The organism is Nocardia sp. NPDC058519 (assembly GCF_042719755.1).
In the GTDB taxonomy this organism is placed as follows: Bacteria; Actinomycetota; Actinomycetes; order Mycobacteriales; family Mycobacteriaceae; genus Nocardia.
In genome coordinates this window covers 116,142-133,838 of the sequence record NZ_JBHXNK010000017.1, presented here as the reverse complement: position 1 = coordinate 133,838, position 17,697 = coordinate 116,142, and the positions used below count along the sequence as shown (strand labels likewise).

The window sequence follows — 17,697 nt, the reverse complement described above, 5'->3', positions numbered from 1 at the left end:
CGAGGGCACGGAATTCGCCGCGTCCTCGCCGACTTCGCATCGCGGCGGCCGAGGATCAGGCGTGCCGCCGGGTGGCGAGTAGCGCCTGCGCCCTGGCCAGATGGGGTCGATCGAGCAGAGCTCCCCGATAGCCGATCGCTCCGGCCTCGGGATCGGCGGCGAACAGATCCACGATCTCCTTGGCAGCGGCCAATTCCTGATCGCTCGGCGCGAAGGCCGCGTTGATGACCTCCACCTGGTCCGGGTGAATGGCCAACATCCCCCGGAAGCCCTCGCGGCGGGCCTTTTCGGCACGCGCACGCGCACCGTCCAGATCGCGGTAGTCGCCGTAGATGGTGTCGACGGCGGCCACCCCGGCCGTCGCCGCGCCGACCAGACACAGACTCCGCGCCAGTTCGTAGGTGAAGCCGTAGCCTCCGTCGGGACCGAGGTTCGTACTGGCGCCCAGCGACTCCGCCAGGTCTTCCACACCCCAGGTGAGCGCGGTCAATCTCGGTGCGCCCCGATAGGTTCCGGTGGTGAAGACGGCTTCGGCGGATTCCGGTGCCAACACGATCACCTCGATGTCGCCGGGTTCGGCACCGGAGGCGACCTCCAACGCGGACAGATAGTGGTCCAGCGTCCGCACGTCGTGGCCACCACGCGATTTGGGCAGCATGATCCCACCCGGTCGCGCGGGCACGATCGCGGCCAGATCCGCCAGCGTGTGCGGCCCGTCGAGCGGATTGACCCGAACCCACAGTCGTCGGCGGTCCGAGTCCGAGTGTGCCGCGAGGAAATCCGCGGTTCGTTTCCGGGCGGCGGGCTTCTCGGCGACCGCGACGGCGTCCTCGAGATCGATGAGCACGATGTCGGCCGGGCCGGCGGCCGCCTTCTCCATTTTTCGGGCACTGTCACCGGGAGCGAACAACCAAGACCTGGCATCGAACCCGCTGAGTCCACTATCGGTCATGATCGACCCCTTCTTGATCGAAACCATTACTGTATTACCTACAGTAATTGATCTATCGAATGTTTTCGACGCGCTGCCGACACTGGTTCGCCCCCTCCCCGTGATCGGCTCGACGAGCCGATAGAATGCCCCCCGGTAGTATTTACTGTGGCGCGTACCACCGGTATCGGCGGCACAGCGTCGACAACAGGTGACGTCGGCAACCCATGGACTTCACAAAGGTGGTTACGGCATGGTGAAACAGCAAGCGGCTACGGAGAAACGGCAGCGGCGCGAGCGGGGCTCACTCAACCCCGAGGACATCATCGACGGCGCATTCGAACTCGCCGAAGATGTTTCCCTCGACAATTTGAGCATGCCGATGCTCGGCAAGCATCTCGATGTCGGAGTGACCAGCATCTATTGGTACTTCCGCAAAAAGGACGATCTCCTCAACGCCATGACCGATCGCGCACTGCAGCAGTATGCGAGTGAGGCCCCGTTCATCGAGGCCAGTGACTGGCGCGAAACCATGCGCAACCATGCCAGGACCATGCGGGAGACGTTCCTCGGCAACCCCATTCTCTGCGATCTGATCCTCATCCGATCGGCACTCAGCCCACGAAGCGCGCAAATCGGCGCCCAAATGACCGAGCAGGTGATCGCCGGCCTCATGGAAGCCGGTCTGCCGCTCGACGACGCCGTCGACACCTACTCGGCGATCCAGTTGCACACCCGCGGATCCATTGTCCTGCAGCGGCTCTACGACAAGAACAAGGAATCCGGCAACGAGCGCGGCGCGTACTACGAGCACCTCACCATTTCCCCGGAAGCCACTCCGCTGCTGACCGAGGCGGGGGCGCGCGGCCACCGCAGCGGCGCTCCCGACGACCACAATTTCGAGTACGGCCTCGAGGCAATTCTCGAGCGGGCGAGCCGGTTGATCGACGCGGGACCGCCGTCGGCGCCGCGTAAGAAGGCCACTCCCGCCAAGAAGGCGGCCGCCGGACCGGCGAAAAAGGCCGTGGCCGCGAAGAAGACAGTGGCGGCCAAGAAGGCAGTGACAGCGAAAAAGGTCGCTGCCCCGCGACGCAGCAGGGCCGCCGCCAAGGCCGAATAACGAGCGGGCTATCGGTCGCCGTCGGGTCGGCGGACGTTCCACGCCCCGGTGAAGGCCGCTTCTCGCTTCTGCGCGAACGCCGCATACGCTTCGGGGACATCGGCTGTCGCGAAGTTGACTGCTTGCGCACGCGATTCACTGGCCAGCGCCTCGTGCATCGTCCGGTCGACGCCCTCGTTGAGCAGCGCCTTGGTCTGTGCGACCGCGATCGGCGGGGCGGCCGCCAGCCGGTCGGCGATCCGGTCGACGAAGTCGTCGATCTCGGCCTCGGGAGTGACCCAGGTGAGCAGACCGAGCTCGAGCGCCGCGGCGGCATCGATCGTCTCGGCCAGCAGGGCCAGCCGCTTGGCCTGCTGCACTCCGACGAGCTTGGGCAGCAGCCACGATCCGCCGCAGTCCAGCGAGAGCCCGCGGCGGGCGAAGACCTGGGAGAACGTCGCATCCGGTGTCGCGACGACGAGGTCGCACCCCAACGCCAGATTCCAGCCGGCGCCGACGGCGACACCGCGCACTTTGGCGATGGTCGGTATCGGCAGGTCGTGCAGCCGCTGGGCGACCTCCGAGATCGCCTGCAGTTTGGTGAACGGCGCGGCGTAGGGATCGCTGTCGACGACGTCGGCGCCGGAGCAGAACGATCCACCCGCCCCGGTGAGGACGACCGCCCGCACGGTGGGGTCGTGTGCGATCGTGTCCAGCGCCTCGCGCAGGGCGATCCACAGATCGATGTTGATCGCGTTCTTGCGGTGCGGGCGATGCAGTGTCAACGTGCACACTCCGCCGCGCTGCAGCTGGTGCAGCACAAGCTCTTCCGTCATCTGCTCGGGCTCCCTACGCTAGAGGAAAAGATCGACGGTCAGCGGAGCGTCCCCTGGCACCGCCCGATACCTGTCCAGGTCGGTGATCCCGTACTCGGCCAGCACCTCCTCGTCGATCAGGAAGTTGCCCGTCGTGTGTTCGGCGGACGAGGTGAGCACCAGATAGGCGGCGTCGGCACAGATGGCAGGGGTGCGTGAGGTGGTGATTCGCTGCTCGCCGCCTGGCCGGTTCCGGATCGCTGCCGTGGCGATCGTGGTGCGCGGCCACAGCGAGTTCACGCCGATACCGTCGGCGCGCAGTTCTTCGGCCAATCCCAGCGTCGTCAGCGACATACCGTATTTGGCGATGGTGTAGCCGAGATGGGCTCCGGCCCAGCGTGGATCGAGATTCAGCGGTGGCGACAGGGTCAGGATGTGCGGGTTGCGTCCGGCCAGCGCCGACTTCTTCAGTGCCGCGATGGCGAGCTTGGACAGCAGGAAGCTGCCTCGACAGTTGATGTCGAGCATCAGGTCGTAGGCCTTCATCGACAGGGCCTCGGTGGTGGACAGGTCGATCGCCGAGGCGTTGTTGACCACGATGTCGATCCCGCCGAAACGTTCGACCGTCCGATCGATCGCCGCCGCGACCACCGCGTCGTCGCGCACATCACCGATGACTTTCAGAACGGTCCCACCGGCCTGTTCGAGTTCCGCCGCCGCGGTGTGCACGGTGCCCGGCAACTTGGGGTGGGGCTGATCGGTCTTGGCGACAAGGGTGATGTTCGCCCCGTCCGCGGCCACCCGCTTGGCGATCTCGAGGCCGATGCCGCGGCTGCCGCCCGACATGATCAGGGTCTTGCCCGCGAGTGGCTTTTCACTGTCCGGCATCACCGGCTCCCATCTGTTCGACCTTCCGGGCCGCACGTCGTCGCCGAGGAATGACTACGAATGCCTTCCAGTTGCTATTACAGTAATACCACCAGTCAACGTCGCGCGCCAGCAGCCGGCGACTCGATCGGCGCCGACTGACTCGGCATTTCACCCTCCTGAAGGAGCAGCACACATGGCCTATGTCATCACCCAGCGTTGTTGCAACGACGCCACCTGCGTCGCCGAGTGCCCGGTCGATTGCATTCGCCCCCGGCCGGACCATCCCGAATTCGCGACGGCCGAGATGCTCTACATCGACCCCGACACCTGCATCGATTGCGGTGCGTGCGCGGATGCGTGCCCGGTCGAGGCCATCTTCCCCGAAGACAGCCTGACCGCATCGCTGGCACGGTTCCGCGATATCAACGCCACCTATTTCCAGCATCATCCGCTCGGCCCGACCTTCGATTCGATCGTGCCGGCAATGCGCCCACCGAAGGATCTGGGCACGCTTCGGGTCGCGATCGTCGGCGCCGGACCCGCCGCGTGCTACGCCGCCGATGAGCTACGGCGCCGCTGCGGAGCCGAGGTCGAGATCTTCGACAAGCTGCCGACACCGTGGGGCCTGGTGCGCGCCGGAGTCGCCCCCGATCATCCGGGCACCAAGACCGTGACACGGTTGTTCGAGTCCGCGTTCCGTGGCGACGCGGTGGGCTTTCACCTGAATGTGGAAGTGGGCAAGCACATCTCACACGAGGAACTCATGGTCCACCATCACGCGGTGCTCTATGCCGTCGGCGCGTCGAGCGACCGCCGGATGGGTGTACCCGGCGAGGATCTGCCGGGTTCGCATTCGGCCACCGAATTCGTCGCCTGGTACAACGGCCACCCCGACTACGCCGACCGCGTATTCGACCTCTCCGGGCCACGCGCGGTGATCGTCGGCAACGGCAACGTCGCCCTCGACGTTGCGCGCGTGCTGACCGTTTCGCCGGACGCGCTGGCCGGGACCGATATCGCCGACCACGCCCTCGCGGCGCTGCGCGACAGCAACATCCGCGAAGTCGTACTGCTCGGGCGGCGCGGCCCGTTGCAGGCCGCCTACACCGGTCCGGAGTTCATGGCGCTGCGCCATCTCGACGGTGTCGACGTCATCATCGACGAGGCCGATCTCGCGCTGGACCCGCTCGACCGTGCGGTCCTCGACAACCCGGACGCCGGGCCGTCCCTGCGATTGAAGTACGCCCTGGCCGAGGAATACGCGGGCGATCGAGCCGACCCCGGGAACAAGCGGATCGTGTTCCGCTACTTGACTTCTCCGACCGGGATTCACGGCAGCGATCGGGTCGAATCCATCGAGTTCGCCCACAACGAACTGGTCGACCGGGACGGACAGCGGATGGCGCGGGCCACCGATCGCGTCGAGCGTCTGGAGACCGGTCTCGTGCTGCGTTCGATCGGGTATCGCGGAGCCGCTGTGGCCGATCTGCCCTTCGACGAGGCCCGAGGTGTGGTGCCCAACGAGCGCGGTCGCGTCATCGGCGCGGACGGGTTCCCGATCGTCGGCGTCTATGTCAGCGGCTGGATCAAGCGCGGGCCGCGCGGTGTGATCGGATCCAACCGCGTCGACTCGGCGGAGACCGTCGAGCACCTCGTCGCCGACTTCGTCGCGGGCAGACTCACCGCGCCCACCGGTGATCGGGTCGCACTCACGGCTCTCGTCGACGAGCGGCAGCCCGATGTCGTCGACCGCGCGGGATGGAAGGCCATCGATCTGGCCGAGCAGGCCGCGGGCACACCGGACGGCAGGCCACGGGTCAAACTCACCGACCACGACGACCTGCTCGACGCGGCACGGACAGCGAAGGTGCCGTCCTGAACGAACCGACCGCCGCTTCGATCGGCGAAGCGGCGGTCGGTCGAGTACTCCGGGCGAGCGCTACTCCCGCGCTGTCGCGGCGAAATGCTGTGGCGCCGAGGCCAACTCGACCAGGTCGATATCATCGGCCGCCAGCGCGGCCCTCGGCAGATACGGGCCGTTCTTGATCAACGTCTGGGCCGCCCGGACGTCCCGGGGCCTGCCGACCCCGAGCACGCCGACCAGGCGATCCTCGGAGAGCGTCAGCGTGAGGAACGGACCGGCATCGATGTCGCCGTAGACGATCGATTCCGTGCCGTGCGCCGGCCAACCCGCGATCTGGAGGTTGCGGCCGAACTGGTTCGTCCAGCACCACGGAACCTCCTCGTAGGGCACCCTCGCCCCCAACACGGTGCGCGCCACAGCAGCGCCGTGGGCTTGCGCGTGGTTCCAGTGCTCGATCCGGTCGGTCCCACCGAGAATCCGATTCGGCACACGCGCGACATCACCGACCGCGTACACCCCGGCCGCCGAGGTCGCGCCGAACTCGTCGACGACGATGCCGTCGTCGACCATGAGGCCCGCGCCCACCGCCAGTTCGGTGGCGGGCGTCATGCCGACCGCCACGATCACCACGTCGGCGACCCATTCCCGGCCGTCCTCGGCGAACACGCGTGTCCGGCCGTTCTCCTGGTGCGCTGACGCGAGCCGTGTTCCGGTGTGCACCGAGACCCCTCGATCCCGGTGCAACCGCTCATAACTCGCCGAGATCTCCGCGGGAACCACCCGTCCGAGCACCCGGTCCGCCGTCTCCAGCACCACGACGTCGGCGCCGAGAGTCCGCACCGTGGCGGCCGCCTCCAAACCGACCAGTCCCCCGCCGACGACGAGGACCCTCGGCACGGTGCCGGTGGCACCGACGCGATCGAGAATCTGCCGCAATCGGGCCGCGTCGTGCAGGTGTCGCAACGTATCGGCGTCGGGCAGCAGCGAATCCAGGCGCCGGGGCCTGCCTCCGGTCGCCAGGATGAGCGCGTCGTAGGCGAGCTGGGCGCCGTCGTCGAGCTCGACGCAGGCCGAGGCGGTGTCGACCGCACGCGCGGTCACGCCCGTGCGCAACTCGATAGTCGCGTCCGCCCAGAACATCTCGGGCTTGAGCCGCGCCTTCTCCACGCCGACCGCGCCCGACAACAATTCCTTGGACACCATCGGTCGCCGATAGGGCGCCGCAGGATCGTCGCCGACCAGCACGATCGATCCGGCGAACCCGCCCTTGCGCAGCGTCTCGGCCGCGGTGGCGCCGCCGATACCGGTGCCGACGATCACCACCTGGCCGCCGTTGCGCGACATCGTCACCGATCGACCTCGACCATGTCGAACTCGGCCTTCTCGGCGCCGCAGTCCGGGCAGGTCCAGTCCTCGGGGATGTCGTCCCAGCGGGTGCCCGGTTCGATCCCGTCGTCCGGCCAGCCCAGTTCCTCGTCGTACTCCCATCCGCAGATGACACAGCGGTAGAGCTTGTACACCGTCGTAGTGTCGGTCATCGCTCACTTCCCCCAGGGCACGGCCTTGACGAAACCACCCGCATCCACCCGCAACTGGCTGCCGGTGATGTATCGAGCGTCTTCGGAGGCGAGGAAGACCACGAGGTTCGAGACGTCCTGTGGCTGGATGTAGGGGACGGGCATGGCCTGCATCGCGGGAAAGGCCGCCTCGGCGTCGGCGCGAGTGGGAGCCTCGAGATCCGGGCGGAAGATCTTGTACATGCCGTCGTTGTGCAGCATGTCGGTGTCGACGTTGGTGGGATGCACCGCGTTGACGCGAATCGACTTCTTCGCGAGCTGGATCGCCAGATCGTTGACGTAGTGCGCGACAACCTGTTTCGCGAGACTGTACGCGGAACCGCCCGGCCCCTGCTTGGTCGAACTGCCCAGCTGCGCGGCGAGGGAGCCCGTGGCGATGATCGACGATCCGGGGCCCAGATGAGCAAGGCTCGCCTGCACCACGTTGAACACACCGACGAGGTCGGTGTCGATGGTGTCCGACCAGGACTGGATGGTCTGGCCGCGCCCCAGCGGGGCGATACCCGCGTTGGCGACCACGATGTCGAGCCGTCCCAGCGCTTCGACCCCCTGGGCGATCGCCTGCCAGACGGCGCCGCGCTCTCGCACGTCGACGATCACCGGATGGAAACGCACACCTTCCTTCTCGACCAGCCTGCCCGTCTCCTCCAGGTCCTCGGGCCGCGAGAGCGGGTAGGTATTGCCTTCGAGGTCGGCGCAGATGTCCAAGGCGATGATGCTCGCGCCCTCAGCGGCGAGGTTCTCCGCGTGTGAGCGTCCCTGCCCTCGCGCCGCGCCCGAGATGACCGCGACCTTGCCGTCCAATTTTCCCACTGGTGACAACCTTTCAGTATTTCGATGGTGAATTGTTCTGCCCGACAAGCAATTCAGGGCTGTCGTGGCAACCGGGAGCCGATGGTCTTGGTCTCCAGGTACTGCTGGAATCCCTCGGTGCCGCACTGGCGACCGACGCCGCTGTTCTTGTAGCCGCCGAACGGTGCGTCGGCGCCGTAGAACATGCCGCCGTTGACGCCGACCGCACCGGTCCTGAGTCGACGGGCGATCCCCATGCTGCGTTCGTCGGACTGTGACAGCACCGCGCCGGCCAGCCCGAAAGCGCTGTTGTTGGCGATCCGCACTGCCTCTTCGTCGTCGGAGAACGGGATCATCACCAGGACCGGACCGAAGATCTCGTCCTGGGCGATGGCCGATTCCGGGTTCTGGGTGACGAACACCGTCGGCTCGACGAAATGGCCGTCCGCCAGATGAGCGGGCAGATCGGCGGGCAGACCACCGCCGGTGACCAGCTGCGCGCCGTCGCGGATCGCCTGCGCGCACGCGTCGAGTACCCGGGCTCGCTGGGCCGCGTTGATGACCGGGCCGACCAGCGTGTGCGGCAGCACCGGATCGCCTACCGGGACCGCCGCGAACGCCGCCCCGACCGCCGCGACCATGTCGTCGAACATCGAGCGGTGCACCAGCATCCGGCTCGTCGCCGCGCAGGCTTGGCCCGCGTGCACGCACACACCGATGGCGCTGCGCACCGCATGCTCCGGTTTCGCGTCGTCGAGCACGATGAGCGCGGACTTTCCACCGAGCTCGAGGAAGGTCCGCTTCATGGTGCCCGCACCCTGGCGAAGCAGAGTGCGGCCCACCGCGGTCGAGCCGGTGAAGGAGATGAGGTCGACCCTGGGATCGGTGGCCAGCAGACCGGCCACCTCGTTGGAGGGGGTGGTCACGACATTCACCACGCCGGGCGGGAAGTCGGTGTGCTCGGCGATCAGGCGGCCGAGTCGGGTGGCGTTCCACGGCGTGTTCGGGTCCGGCTTGAGCACGACGGTGTTCCCGGCCGCCAGCGCCGGACCCAGCTTGTTGAGGATGACCTCGATCGGAAAGTTCGACGGGCAGATCGCGGCGACCACGCCCACCGGTTCCTGAACCACGGTGCGCCTGTTGCGATCACCGAACAGCCCACCGCCTTCGAGCACGCGCTCCCACTCGAAGTCATCGATCAGACCCGCCGGGTACCGCAACGCCTCGGCCAGCGGCCATTCCAGTTGCGCGTTCTGCGTGGTCATCACCGGGCAGCCGACCTCGGCGACGAGTTCGGTGCGTAACAGCTCGATCTCCGATTCCAGCGCGCGCTGGAGTTGTTCGAGACACCGGCGACGCAGGTCGCCGTCGGTCGACCACGTGGTCTCGTCGAAAGCACGCCGAGCGGCGGCGATCGCGCGCAGCATGTCCTGCTCCTCGGCCGCCGCGGTGGTGCCGAGCAGCAGCCCGGTGGCCGGACTGCGGTTGTCGAACGAGCCACCCGACGCCGCTGCCGTCAACTCACCATCGATGAGCATGCGGAACTCGGCCCCGGCAGCTGCCCGGTGACCCCACTCCGGGCTCAGGGCTGTCCGCTCTTCGACGACGTCGCTCACATTGCCTCCCGATGGCCATCCTGGATGAGTAACTGTAATGATTACCGTATAGTACTTCACGACACGTATCAATCGCGGGAGAGGAGCGCCGATGTCCGGTTTGCTCAATGGCGTCACAGTGATCGAATTGGCATCGTGGACCTACGTGCCGAGTGCGGGAGCCGCACTGGCCGACTGGGGCGCGAATGTGATCAAGATCGAGGACACCAGCGGCGGCGATCCGTGCCGCAACCTGACCATCGGCGGTCTCGACGGAACCGGCACCGCGGTGCGCGCCAACTTCATGATGGAGCTCGGCAATCACGGCAAACGCAGCATCGGCGTCGATATCAAGTCCGAACAGGGCAGGCAGATCCTCGGCCGGTTGATCGCCGATGCCGATGTGTTCCTGACCAATTGGCTGCCCGGCCCGCTCGAGCGAGCCGGATTGACCGTCGAGCAGATCCGCGAGTTCAACCCGAACGTGATCATCGCCAGGGGCAGCGGCGCCGGCAGCCGGGGTCCGGAGAAGAACCGCGGCGGGTTCGACGCCGCGAGCTATCTGGCGCGCGGCGGCGTCGCCTACGCACTGACGCCGGCGAACGCCGAATTCCCGATGATCCAGGGGCCTGCCTTCGGCGATCTCCAGGGCGGCATCACCCTGGCCGGCGGCGTCACCGCGGCGCTGTTCCATCGCGAACGCACCGGACACGCTCCGCTGGTCGACAGTTCGCTGCTGGCGCAGGGAATGTGGGCTGTCGCACCGGATATCGCGGCCGCGGACTACTACGACATCGACCGCATTCCGATCGGCGTGGCAGGCACCGCCCCGAACCCCGCGGTGAACCGGTACCGAACCAGGGACAATCGCTGGGTCCAGCTCGTCCTGCTCCAAGCCGACCGCTACTGGCGTGGATTCTGCGAGCGCATCGGCAGACCGGATCTCGGTGTCGATGAGCGATTCGTGCCGCTGGCGAACCTGGTCGTCAACCAGGAGGCCGCGACAGCCGAACTGAGCAAGACCTTCGCCGAGCGCGATCTCGCCGACTGGCAGAAGGCCCTCGCCGACGAGCCGGGTGTGTGGGCGGCGATCGCGAGCCCGCGCGAGGTCCTCGACGATCCGCAGGTCGTGGCCAACGGCTATCTCATGACGGTGACCGACAGCGCGGGCAACGACTACCGAACCGTCGCCGCCCCGGTGCAATTCGACGAACTGCCCGCACCGGCGAGCCGGGCCCCCGAGTACGGCGAGCACACCGAGACGATCCTGCTCGAGCTCGGCCTGGAATGGGACGACATCATCGCCGCCAAGGAGAGCGGGGCGATCCTGTGATCGCCGCCATGGGCCGGGCCGAGCGATGAAGCGCTACCTGAGCTGCCCGTGCGGTGAATTCCTGAGCGGCGCCGACGAAGACGATCTGGTCGCTGTGGCTCGACGACATCTCGCCGAACAGCACCCTGACCACGAATACAGCCGCGAGCAAATCCTGTTCATGGCCTACTGAGGCGACCATGAGCTATATTGTAAGCCTTACTGTAATCATATAAGGAGTGTGATCGTGGATAAGAACGACATGATCCTGATCAGCGTCGATGACCACATCATCGAGCCGCCGGACATGTTCAAGAACCACCTGCCCGCGAAGTACGCCGCCGAGGCGCCGCAATTGGTGCGTACCGACAACGGCGCCGACGTCTGGAAGTTTCGCGACACCGTCATCCCCAATGTGGCGCTCAATGCCGTGGCGGGGCGTCCGAAGGAGGAGTACGGGCTCGAGCCCGACGGCCTCGACGAGATCCGCCCCGGGTGTTTCGACGTCCACGAGCGCATCAAGGACATGAACGCGGGCGGGGTGCTGGCGTCGATGAACTTCCCGTCGTTCCCCGGTTTCGCGGGACGGCTGTTCGCGACCGAGGACTCGAACTTCTCCCTCGCCCTGGTGCAGGCCTACAACGACTGGCACATCGATGAATGGTGCGGCGCCTACCCCGGCCGGTTCATCCCGATGGCGCTGCCGGTGATCTGGGACGCCGAGTTGTGCGCCGCCGAGGTCCGCCGGGTCGCGGACAAGGGCGTGCACTCGCTGACCTTCAGCGAGAATCCCGCCGCACTGGGATACCCGAGCTTCCACGATCCGTTCTGGAATCCGCTGTGGAAAGCCCTCGTCGACACCGACACCGTCCTCAACGTCCACATCGGCTCCTCGGGACGGCTGTCGATCCCCGCGGTCGACTCGCCGCCGGATGTGATGATCACCTTGCAGCCGATGAACATCGTGCAGGCCGCGGCGGACCTGCTCTGGTCGCGCCCGGTCAAGGACTACCCGGATCTCAAGATCGCGTTGTCCGAGGGTGGCACCGGCTGGATTCCGTATTTCCTCGAGCGCGTGGATCGCACCTTCGAGATGCACTCCACCTGGACGATGCAGGACTTCGGTGGAAAGGTGCCCTCGGAGGTGTTCCGCGACCACTTCATGACCTGCTTCATCAGCGATCCGATCGGGGTGCGGCTGCGCCACGAGATCGGCATCGACAACATCATGTGGGAAATGGACTACCCGCACAGCGATTCCATGTGGCCCGACGCGCCCGAGGTGCTCGAGCAGGTGCTCGGGCGCGAGCAGGTGCCCGACGACGAGATCGACAAGATGACCCATCTCAACGCGATGCGCTGGTACTCCTTCGACCCGTTCCAGCACATTCCGCGCGAGCAGGCCACCGTCGGTGCGCTGCGGGCGGCCGCGGCCGACCACGACGTGAGCATCCAGGCCCGCAAGCACAAGAACTCCAGCTCCGAGGACAAGCTCCAGGCGTTCCAGGCCCAGATCAAAGCGGCGACCGCCCAGAACGCGGGCTGACCGCACGACGACGCGGCCACCCTCGGCATCCACGCCAGGGGTGGCCGCCTCCTTCTCCGAAACCGATGAGGTGATGTATTGAGCATTTCGGTGATGCTCGAGATGGTCGCGGCCAGTGAACCGGAGCGGGTCGCGGTCGTCTCCGACGGCACGCGAACGAACGCGGCGGAATTGAGCGAGCTGGCCGACCGGGCGGCCGGGCTGATCGGCTCCTCCGGCGCCGAGCATGTCGCGTATGTGGGAACGGGCGGCATCATGCTGCCGCTGTTGCTGTTCGGATCCGCGCGCGCCGCGGTGGCGTTCACGCCGCTCAACTACCGCCTCAGCGCGGCGGCGCTACGCGAACTGATCGACCGGCTGCCCACACCGCTGATCGTTGTCGACGCCGAATACCTCGACATGGTGGCGGGTTGCGGCAAACAGGTCATCGACTCCGCGTTGTTCTTCGCCGCTCTCCGGACCGCGAGCGGGGACCACGAAGTCCAGGACGCCTCGCCCGATGACGTTGCCGTGCTGTTGTTCACCTCCGGCACGACTTCGCGGCCCAAGGCCGTCGAACTCACGCATGCCAACCTCACCGGCTATGTGATGGGGACCGTCGAGTTCGCCTCCGCCGAACCCGACGACGCGGCGCTGGTGTGCGTGCCGCCTTATCACGTCGCCGGGGTCGGCGCGGCGCTGTCGAATCTGTACGCCGGCCGACGGACGGTGTACCTGCGGCAGTTCGACCCCGCCCGCTGGATCGACCTCGTCCGCGAGGAAGGGATCACCAACGCTACGGTCGTGCCCACCATGCTCGACCGCATCGTCACCGTGCTCCGCGCGCGGCCCGGCATCGAACTGCCGACGCTGCGCACCCTCGCCTACGGCGGATCCAAGGCACCGCTGCCGCTGGTCCGCGCGGCCATCGAGCTGCTGCCCGAAGTCGGCCTGGTCAACGCCTACGGTCTCACCGAGACCAGCTCGACCATCGCCGTGTCGACTCCCGAGGATCACCGGATCGCCCACGGCTCCGGCGATCCCGTCGTCGCCAGGCGGCTCGGCTCGGTCGGCCGAGCCGTGCCCGGTGTCGAGTTGCAGATCCGCGACGCGATCGGCACCGTCCTCGGGCCGGGCGAAGTCGGCGAACTGTTCGTCCGGGGACCGCAGGTGTCGGGCGTGTACGCCGAGATCGGTTCGGTCCTCGATCCCGACGGCTGGTTCCCCACCAAGGATCTCGCCGAACTCGACACCAACGGCTTCCTGTTCATCGGTGGACGTTCCGACGACACCATCATTCGCGGTGGCGAGAACATCGCGCCCGCCGAACTCGAAGACGTTCTCGTCGAACATCCGCAGGTGCGCGAGGTCGCCGTGATCGGTGTACCCGACGAGCAGTGGGGACAGATCATCGTCGCTGTCGTCGTGCCCTCTCCCGGCACCACGCCGGACCCGGAACGGCTGCGCGCGTATGTGCGCGAGAATCTGCGCGGCTCGCGTACACCGGACCGTGTCGTCTTCCGCGACCAGCTGCCCACCACGCCGACCGGAAAGATCCTGCGGCGCACTCTCGTTCAGGAATTCTCGGCCGTCGCATCTACCGCCAAGGAGGCATCGTGATCAAGAGCGGCACCCGGCTGGCGAGCCAGGTCTGTCAGACACAGGTCATCGTCATCAAATCCACCGAGGCCATCGACGGCCTGCGCTGCGGCGGCGTCGCGATGGTGCCGCTCGGCGCGGTGTCCGACACCGGCGCGGTTCTCGATCCCGCGTTTGCAGGCGGTACCGCGGTCGGTAAGCGCTATGTCCACGAAACGGGCGCCGAAATCCTCGTCACGCAGGCAGGCAGCGGCACCCTCGACGTGGACGCGGTGCCGCTCGATCTCAAGGAGGCCAAACAACTTCCGTCCAGTGACTGATCTCGACGTGCGCAAAGGGCGCTCCCGCCTCGATGAGGCCGGAGCGCCCTTTGTCGTCGGGAAGTACGGTGGCCGGCTGGTATTCAGCGCCAGGCGGCCAGCAACTCCTCGGTGGTGGTGACGGTGGCGATCAACGACAACGTGTTGTCGATGATCGCCTCGCCGTATTCGCGCGGAATGCCCGCCACCGCATCGCGTGGCAGCACCACGTCGTAGGCGGCGTTGACAGCGTCCATCACCAGGTTCGGTATCGCGACGTTCAGCGAAACCCCGACCGCCACAATGGTCTTGATGCCGAGATTGCGCAGCACCGCATCGAGGTCGGTGCCGCCCATCGGCCCGAGCCCGTGCTGGCGGCCGAGCACCAGATCGGCAGGCTCCGGCCCGAATTCGGGCAGCAGCCTCGCGCCCTCGCTGCCCGGGGTCACCGCGACGCCGCGGCGGCCGAGGGCGAACAGTTTCGCATTGTGATTGGAGCCGAGGCCGTCGGCGCGTCGCCACACCAGACAGTGCACGACCTGTACCCCGGCAGTACGGGCCGCCGGGAGCAGTGCTCCGATGTTGGGCAGCGCCGTGCGGCCTGCCTCCTGGGCGAGCGCGGGCAGTCCGGCGGCGGCACCGACCACCGCACCCTGGCATTCCTGGGTGATCACGGCAGTGTGCGCGGGGGCCACGAGCTCGGCCAGCGGCCGGGCACTCACCCGGGCACCGCGTGGGCCGCGCCGTCTACGGCGCGCTTCACGACGACACCGTGGCGGCGTCCACCGGCGGAACATCGTAGAACTGGGTGGCCCACTTACGCAGTGACAGATAGGGTTTGGCATCCTTCGGCGAGAGCGGTGGCCGCTCGACGTACTTCTGATAGCGCCAGATGCTCAGATCCTCCCAGACCGTCACCAGGAACTGTTTCTCCACCCGCGCACGAACTTCCGGCGGCGGTACGTCGGAATCGTCGCCCGGATTCTTCGGCCACCAGATCGAGTAGAACAGGTCCGAGCACTCGTCGTCGACCGGTGTGGTGGCGAAGATCAGTCGATGTTTCGACGATCCATCGAACGCGCTGATCGAACCGCCGAGCCCGAACATCTGCGCGTGGATCTTCAACGCCATCTTGTCCGGATCATCGCTGCGCGCGTCGGGCCACCCGGTCAGGAAGTTCCAGGTGTGATCGACCGCGCTGTAGTCCAGCATCCGCGGGGTGACCGTCGCGCCGTGAACGTATTCGAAGTGCAGGCTGTCTGGGCCGTTCTCGAGCACGACCTGCGGGTGCACCGGCTCGCGTTCGGTCTTGCTCGAGAACTCGGGATAGGGCCGGTAGTACTGCGTGGGATCGGAACCCAGCTCGGGAAACATCGTGAGGATGTCGGGCATCTCCCACTGCGGCGCTTTCCCCTCCGGGTGATGCCACATGAACACACACCCGTTCTGCTCGTTGACGGGATATACCTGCAGTTTCAGGCCACGGTTGACCCGGTTCTCGCCGGGGATGTTGCGATTGGTGCCGTCTGGTCCCCACCGCCAGCCGTGGAACGGGCATTCCACACAGTCGCCGACGACCTTGCCGCCGTGGCCGATATGGGCGCCGAGATGCCGGCAATGCCCGGTGAGAATGTGTACCTCGCCCGCCTCGTCACGATAGGCGACCAGGTCCTCGCCGAAGTAGCGCAGTGGCCGGGCCTCGCCGAGCGGGAACTCGGCCGACCAGCCGACCATGAACCAGCCGGTGACCTTCCAGGTGAACGGAACTTTCACAACGCACCTCCAGTGCGGGACGTTTCTTCGAGGCTTCGGCACCGGGTAGCGGACCCGACCGGTTCATGTGGTGACGATCGTCGCGCCCGCGGTCCCGGGGGCGCCGTAGAGCAAGGCGAACCCCGCCTTGGGGGCACCGGCGACTTGACGCTCACCGGCGGTCCCGCGCAGTTGCAGGACCAGCTCGTGGAGTTGACGCATGCCCGAGGCGCCGATCGGTTCACCGTTCGCGATGAGACCGCCGTCGGTGTTCACCGGCAGGGAACCGGAGATCTCGGTCGCGCCCTCGGCGATCAGCCGCTCCTGGTCGCCGTCGGCGCAGAATCCGGCTTCGGCCATATGGATGATCTCCGCGCCGGCATCGGTGTCCTGCAACTGGACCACGTCGATGTCCTCGGGCGCGATGCCCGCGGACTCGAAGGCGCTGCGGGACGCGTAGACCGAGGGCGACACATCCTCCTGCACCGGCGCGTAGGTCGTATTGACCTCGTAGGCACCGTAGGAGCGGGTCCGCACCTCGACGGCTCGCACATAGACGGGCTTGCTCGTGTACCGGTGCGCGATATCGGCACGGCACATGATCACCGCGGCGGCACCTTCGTCCGGCGCGCAGAACATGTAGTGGGTCAGGGGGTAGTTGAACATCGGCGAATCGAGGATGTCCTGCTCGGCGATCGGCTTGCGCCGGAACGCATTCGGATTCAACCCGCCGTTGCGGTAGTTCTTGGCCGCCACCTTGGCCAGCGTCTCCTGGGAGATCCCGTGATCGTGGAGATAGCGATTGGCCTTCATTCCGAAGAACTTCGTGGTCAGGTACTGGCCGTTCTCGCCGTACCACTTGGGCATCCCGACGAGCGTGGGGTCTACAGTGAATGCCCCGCGCGGATGCTTGTCCATGCCGATCGCAATGCCGATGTCATACTTGCCGAGCCGGATCGCGTCGGCACACGCCTCGGTTGCGCTGGCGGAGGTCGCGCACGCGTTGAAGACATTCGTGAACGGAATACCGGTCAGTCCCATCATCCCCACGATCGCGTCGGGATTGGCGACCTCCCAGCTGCCGCCGACGGCGAACTGGACATCTCGCCATTGCAACCCGGCGTCGGCGAGCGCGGCCCGAATCGCGTCGGTACCCATCTGCATGGCGGTCTTGCCGTCGAATCGGCCGAAGGGGTGCATTCCCACGCCGATGATCGCTACCTCGTTGGTCATGTCAGAACTCCTGTCCCTCAGACGGGTTGGAAGGCGAAGGTGATGACCTCGGCGCCTTCGGGGTCGGTGCCGAGCGACACGGTCGTGAGCTCGACGTCCATGCCGAACTCGAGCTTGGCCGGGTCGTTCTCGGTGAGCCTGGCTTCGACCCGGATCACGTCACCGAGCTGCACGAGTCCGACTCCGAACGGAACGAAGGTCTTCGGTGTCTCGTCTCCGAGATAGGGAGCGCCCGGCAGGAATCCCTGCGTCGTCCAAGCCACCAGCGTTCCGGTGCGCGGCAGCGTGATCTGCTCGATCGATGGCAGGCTGCACCGCGGGCACAGGTCCTGGATCGGGAACACCGAGGCGCCGCAGTCGGCGCACGAGCCACCGACGAGCCGGAAGTCCTCGGCCGGCCAGTTGGAAATCTCCGGGGCGATCATTCGTTGCAT

18 protein-coding genes are annotated in these 17,697 nt (G+C 66.8%); 7 read left to right on the top strand and 11 right to left on the bottom strand.

Going from position 1 to position 17,697, the window contains the following annotated elements; all coding sequences use genetic code 11:
- Positions 1 to 55 precede the first annotated feature (55 nt).
- The gene (locus tag ACFWPK_RS19995; RefSeq protein ID WP_378917822.1) at positions 56 to 952 is read right to left on the bottom strand and encodes an HpcH/HpaI aldolase/citrate lyase family protein; all 897 of its coding nucleotides are present in this window, start codon (positions 950 to 952) and stop codon (positions 56 to 58) included.
- Positions 953 to 1,187: 235 nt separating this feature from the next.
- Here ACFWPK_RS19995 and ACFWPK_RS19990 point away from each other — a divergent pair, with 235 nt between their 5' ends.
- Positions 1,188 to 2,051, top strand: a complete 864-nt coding sequence (locus ACFWPK_RS19990) for a TetR/AcrR family transcriptional regulator (protein ID WP_378917872.1) — start codon at positions 1,188 to 1,190, stop codon at positions 2,049 to 2,051.
- Positions 2,052 to 2,059: 8 nt separating this feature from the next.
- Here the strand turns inward: ACFWPK_RS19990 and ACFWPK_RS19985 are convergent, their stop codons facing one another.
- Both ACFWPK_RS19985 and ACFWPK_RS19980 read right to left on the bottom strand, forming a co-directional pair.
- Positions 2,060 to 2,866, bottom strand: coding sequence for an enoyl-CoA hydratase/isomerase family protein (locus ACFWPK_RS19985; protein ID WP_378917820.1), 807 nt, complete (start codon positions 2,864 to 2,866; stop codon positions 2,060 to 2,062).
- 18 nt (positions 2,867 to 2,884) lie between these two features.
- Positions 2,885 to 3,733 carry an SDR family oxidoreductase gene (locus tag ACFWPK_RS19980; protein WP_378917818.1) on the bottom strand — a complete coding sequence of 283 codons (849 nt, stop codon included), beginning with the start codon at positions 3,731 to 3,733 and terminating at the stop codon, positions 2,885 to 2,887.
- Positions 3,734 to 3,908: 175 nt separating this feature from the next.
- Between ACFWPK_RS19980 and ACFWPK_RS19975 the strand changes: the two genes are divergently transcribed.
- On the top strand, positions 3,909 to 5,594 hold the full coding sequence (locus tag ACFWPK_RS19975; RefSeq protein ID WP_378917816.1) for an FAD-dependent oxidoreductase: 1,686 nt from the start codon (positions 3,909 to 3,911) through the stop codon (positions 5,592 to 5,594).
- Positions 5,595 to 5,654: 60 nt separating this feature from the next.
- On the opposite strand, the gene ACFWPK_RS19970 is transcribed toward ACFWPK_RS19975, so the two are convergent.
- Genes ACFWPK_RS19970 through ACFWPK_RS19955 form a run of 4 tightly spaced genes read right to left on the bottom strand, consistent with a single transcriptional unit; the run spans position 5,655 to position 9,564 of the window.
- The gene (locus ACFWPK_RS19970; RefSeq protein WP_378917870.1) at positions 5,655 to 6,923 is read right to left on the bottom strand and encodes an NAD(P)/FAD-dependent oxidoreductase; all 1,269 of its coding nucleotides are present in this window, start codon (positions 6,921 to 6,923) and stop codon (positions 5,655 to 5,657) included.
- Between the two features lie 2 nt (positions 6,924 to 6,925).
- Positions 6,926 to 7,117: a rubredoxin gene (locus ACFWPK_RS19965; protein WP_378917814.1), complete on the bottom strand. Its 192-nt coding sequence runs from the start codon at positions 7,115 to 7,117 to the stop codon at positions 6,926 to 6,928.
- 3 nt (positions 7,118 to 7,120) lie between these two features.
- Positions 7,121 to 7,969: a mycofactocin-coupled SDR family oxidoreductase gene (locus ACFWPK_RS19960; RefSeq protein ID WP_378917813.1), complete on the bottom strand. Its 849-nt coding sequence runs from the start codon at positions 7,967 to 7,969 to the stop codon at positions 7,121 to 7,123.
- A 53-nt stretch (positions 7,970 to 8,022) separates the two neighbouring features.
- Entirely contained in the window at positions 8,023 to 9,564 is a 1,542-nt protein-coding gene (locus ACFWPK_RS19955) for an aldehyde dehydrogenase family protein (RefSeq protein ID WP_378917811.1), read from the bottom strand.
- Positions 9,565 to 9,655: 91 nt separating this feature from the next.
- On the opposite strand from ACFWPK_RS19955, the gene ACFWPK_RS19950 reads away from it, so the two are divergent.
- From ACFWPK_RS19950 to ACFWPK_RS19930, 5 genes are all read left to right on the top strand, one after another.
- The gene (locus tag ACFWPK_RS19950) at positions 9,656 to 10,876 is read left to right on the top strand and encodes a CaiB/BaiF CoA transferase family protein (protein WP_378917809.1); all 1,221 of its coding nucleotides are present in this window, start codon (positions 9,656 to 9,658) and stop codon (positions 10,874 to 10,876) included.
- Between the two features lie 25 nt (positions 10,877 to 10,901).
- On the top strand, positions 10,902 to 11,048 hold the full coding sequence (locus ACFWPK_RS19945; RefSeq protein WP_378917807.1) for a DUF1059 domain-containing protein: 147 nt from the start codon (positions 10,902 to 10,904) through the stop codon (positions 11,046 to 11,048).
- Positions 11,049 to 11,102: 54 nt separating this feature from the next.
- On the top strand, positions 11,103 to 12,401 hold the full coding sequence (locus tag ACFWPK_RS19940; protein WP_378917805.1) for an amidohydrolase family protein: 1,299 nt from the start codon (positions 11,103 to 11,105) through the stop codon (positions 12,399 to 12,401).
- Positions 12,402 to 12,479: 78 nt separating this feature from the next.
- The gene (locus ACFWPK_RS19935) at positions 12,480 to 14,000 is read left to right on the top strand and encodes a class I adenylate-forming enzyme family protein (RefSeq protein ID WP_378917803.1); all 1,521 of its coding nucleotides are present in this window, start codon (positions 12,480 to 12,482) and stop codon (positions 13,998 to 14,000) included.
- Positions 13,997 to 14,299, top strand: coding sequence for a hypothetical protein (locus ACFWPK_RS19930; RefSeq protein ID WP_378917801.1), 303 nt, complete (start codon positions 13,997 to 13,999; stop codon positions 14,297 to 14,299). The genes ACFWPK_RS19935 and ACFWPK_RS19930 overlap by 4 nt, the downstream gene beginning before the upstream one ends.
- An 83-nt stretch (positions 14,300 to 14,382) precedes the next feature.
- On the opposite strand, the gene ACFWPK_RS19925 is transcribed toward ACFWPK_RS19930, so the two are convergent.
- The 4 genes from ACFWPK_RS19925 to ACFWPK_RS19910 all read right to left on the bottom strand — a co-directional run bounded on the left by ACFWPK_RS19925 (position 14,383) and on the right by ACFWPK_RS19910 (position 17,697).
- A complete protein-coding gene (locus ACFWPK_RS19925) occupies positions 14,383 to 15,000 on the bottom strand; it encodes a cysteine hydrolase (RefSeq protein WP_378917799.1) in 618 nt (205 codons plus the stop codon).
- A gap of 37 nt (positions 15,001 to 15,037) precedes the next feature.
- A complete protein-coding gene (locus ACFWPK_RS19920) occupies positions 15,038 to 16,051 on the bottom strand; it encodes an aromatic ring-hydroxylating dioxygenase subunit alpha (RefSeq protein ID WP_378917797.1) in 1,014 nt (337 codons plus the stop codon).
- 63 nt (positions 16,052 to 16,114) lie between these two features.
- Complete coding sequence (locus tag ACFWPK_RS19915; RefSeq protein ID WP_378917795.1) at positions 16,115 to 17,263, bottom strand: thiolase family protein; 1,149 nt, start codon at positions 17,261 to 17,263, stop codon at positions 16,115 to 16,117.
- A 17-nt stretch (positions 17,264 to 17,280) separates the two neighbouring features.
- Positions 17,281 to 17,697: a Zn-ribbon domain-containing OB-fold protein gene (locus tag ACFWPK_RS19910; RefSeq protein ID WP_378917793.1), complete on the bottom strand. Its 417-nt coding sequence runs from the start codon at positions 17,695 to 17,697 to the stop codon at positions 17,281 to 17,283.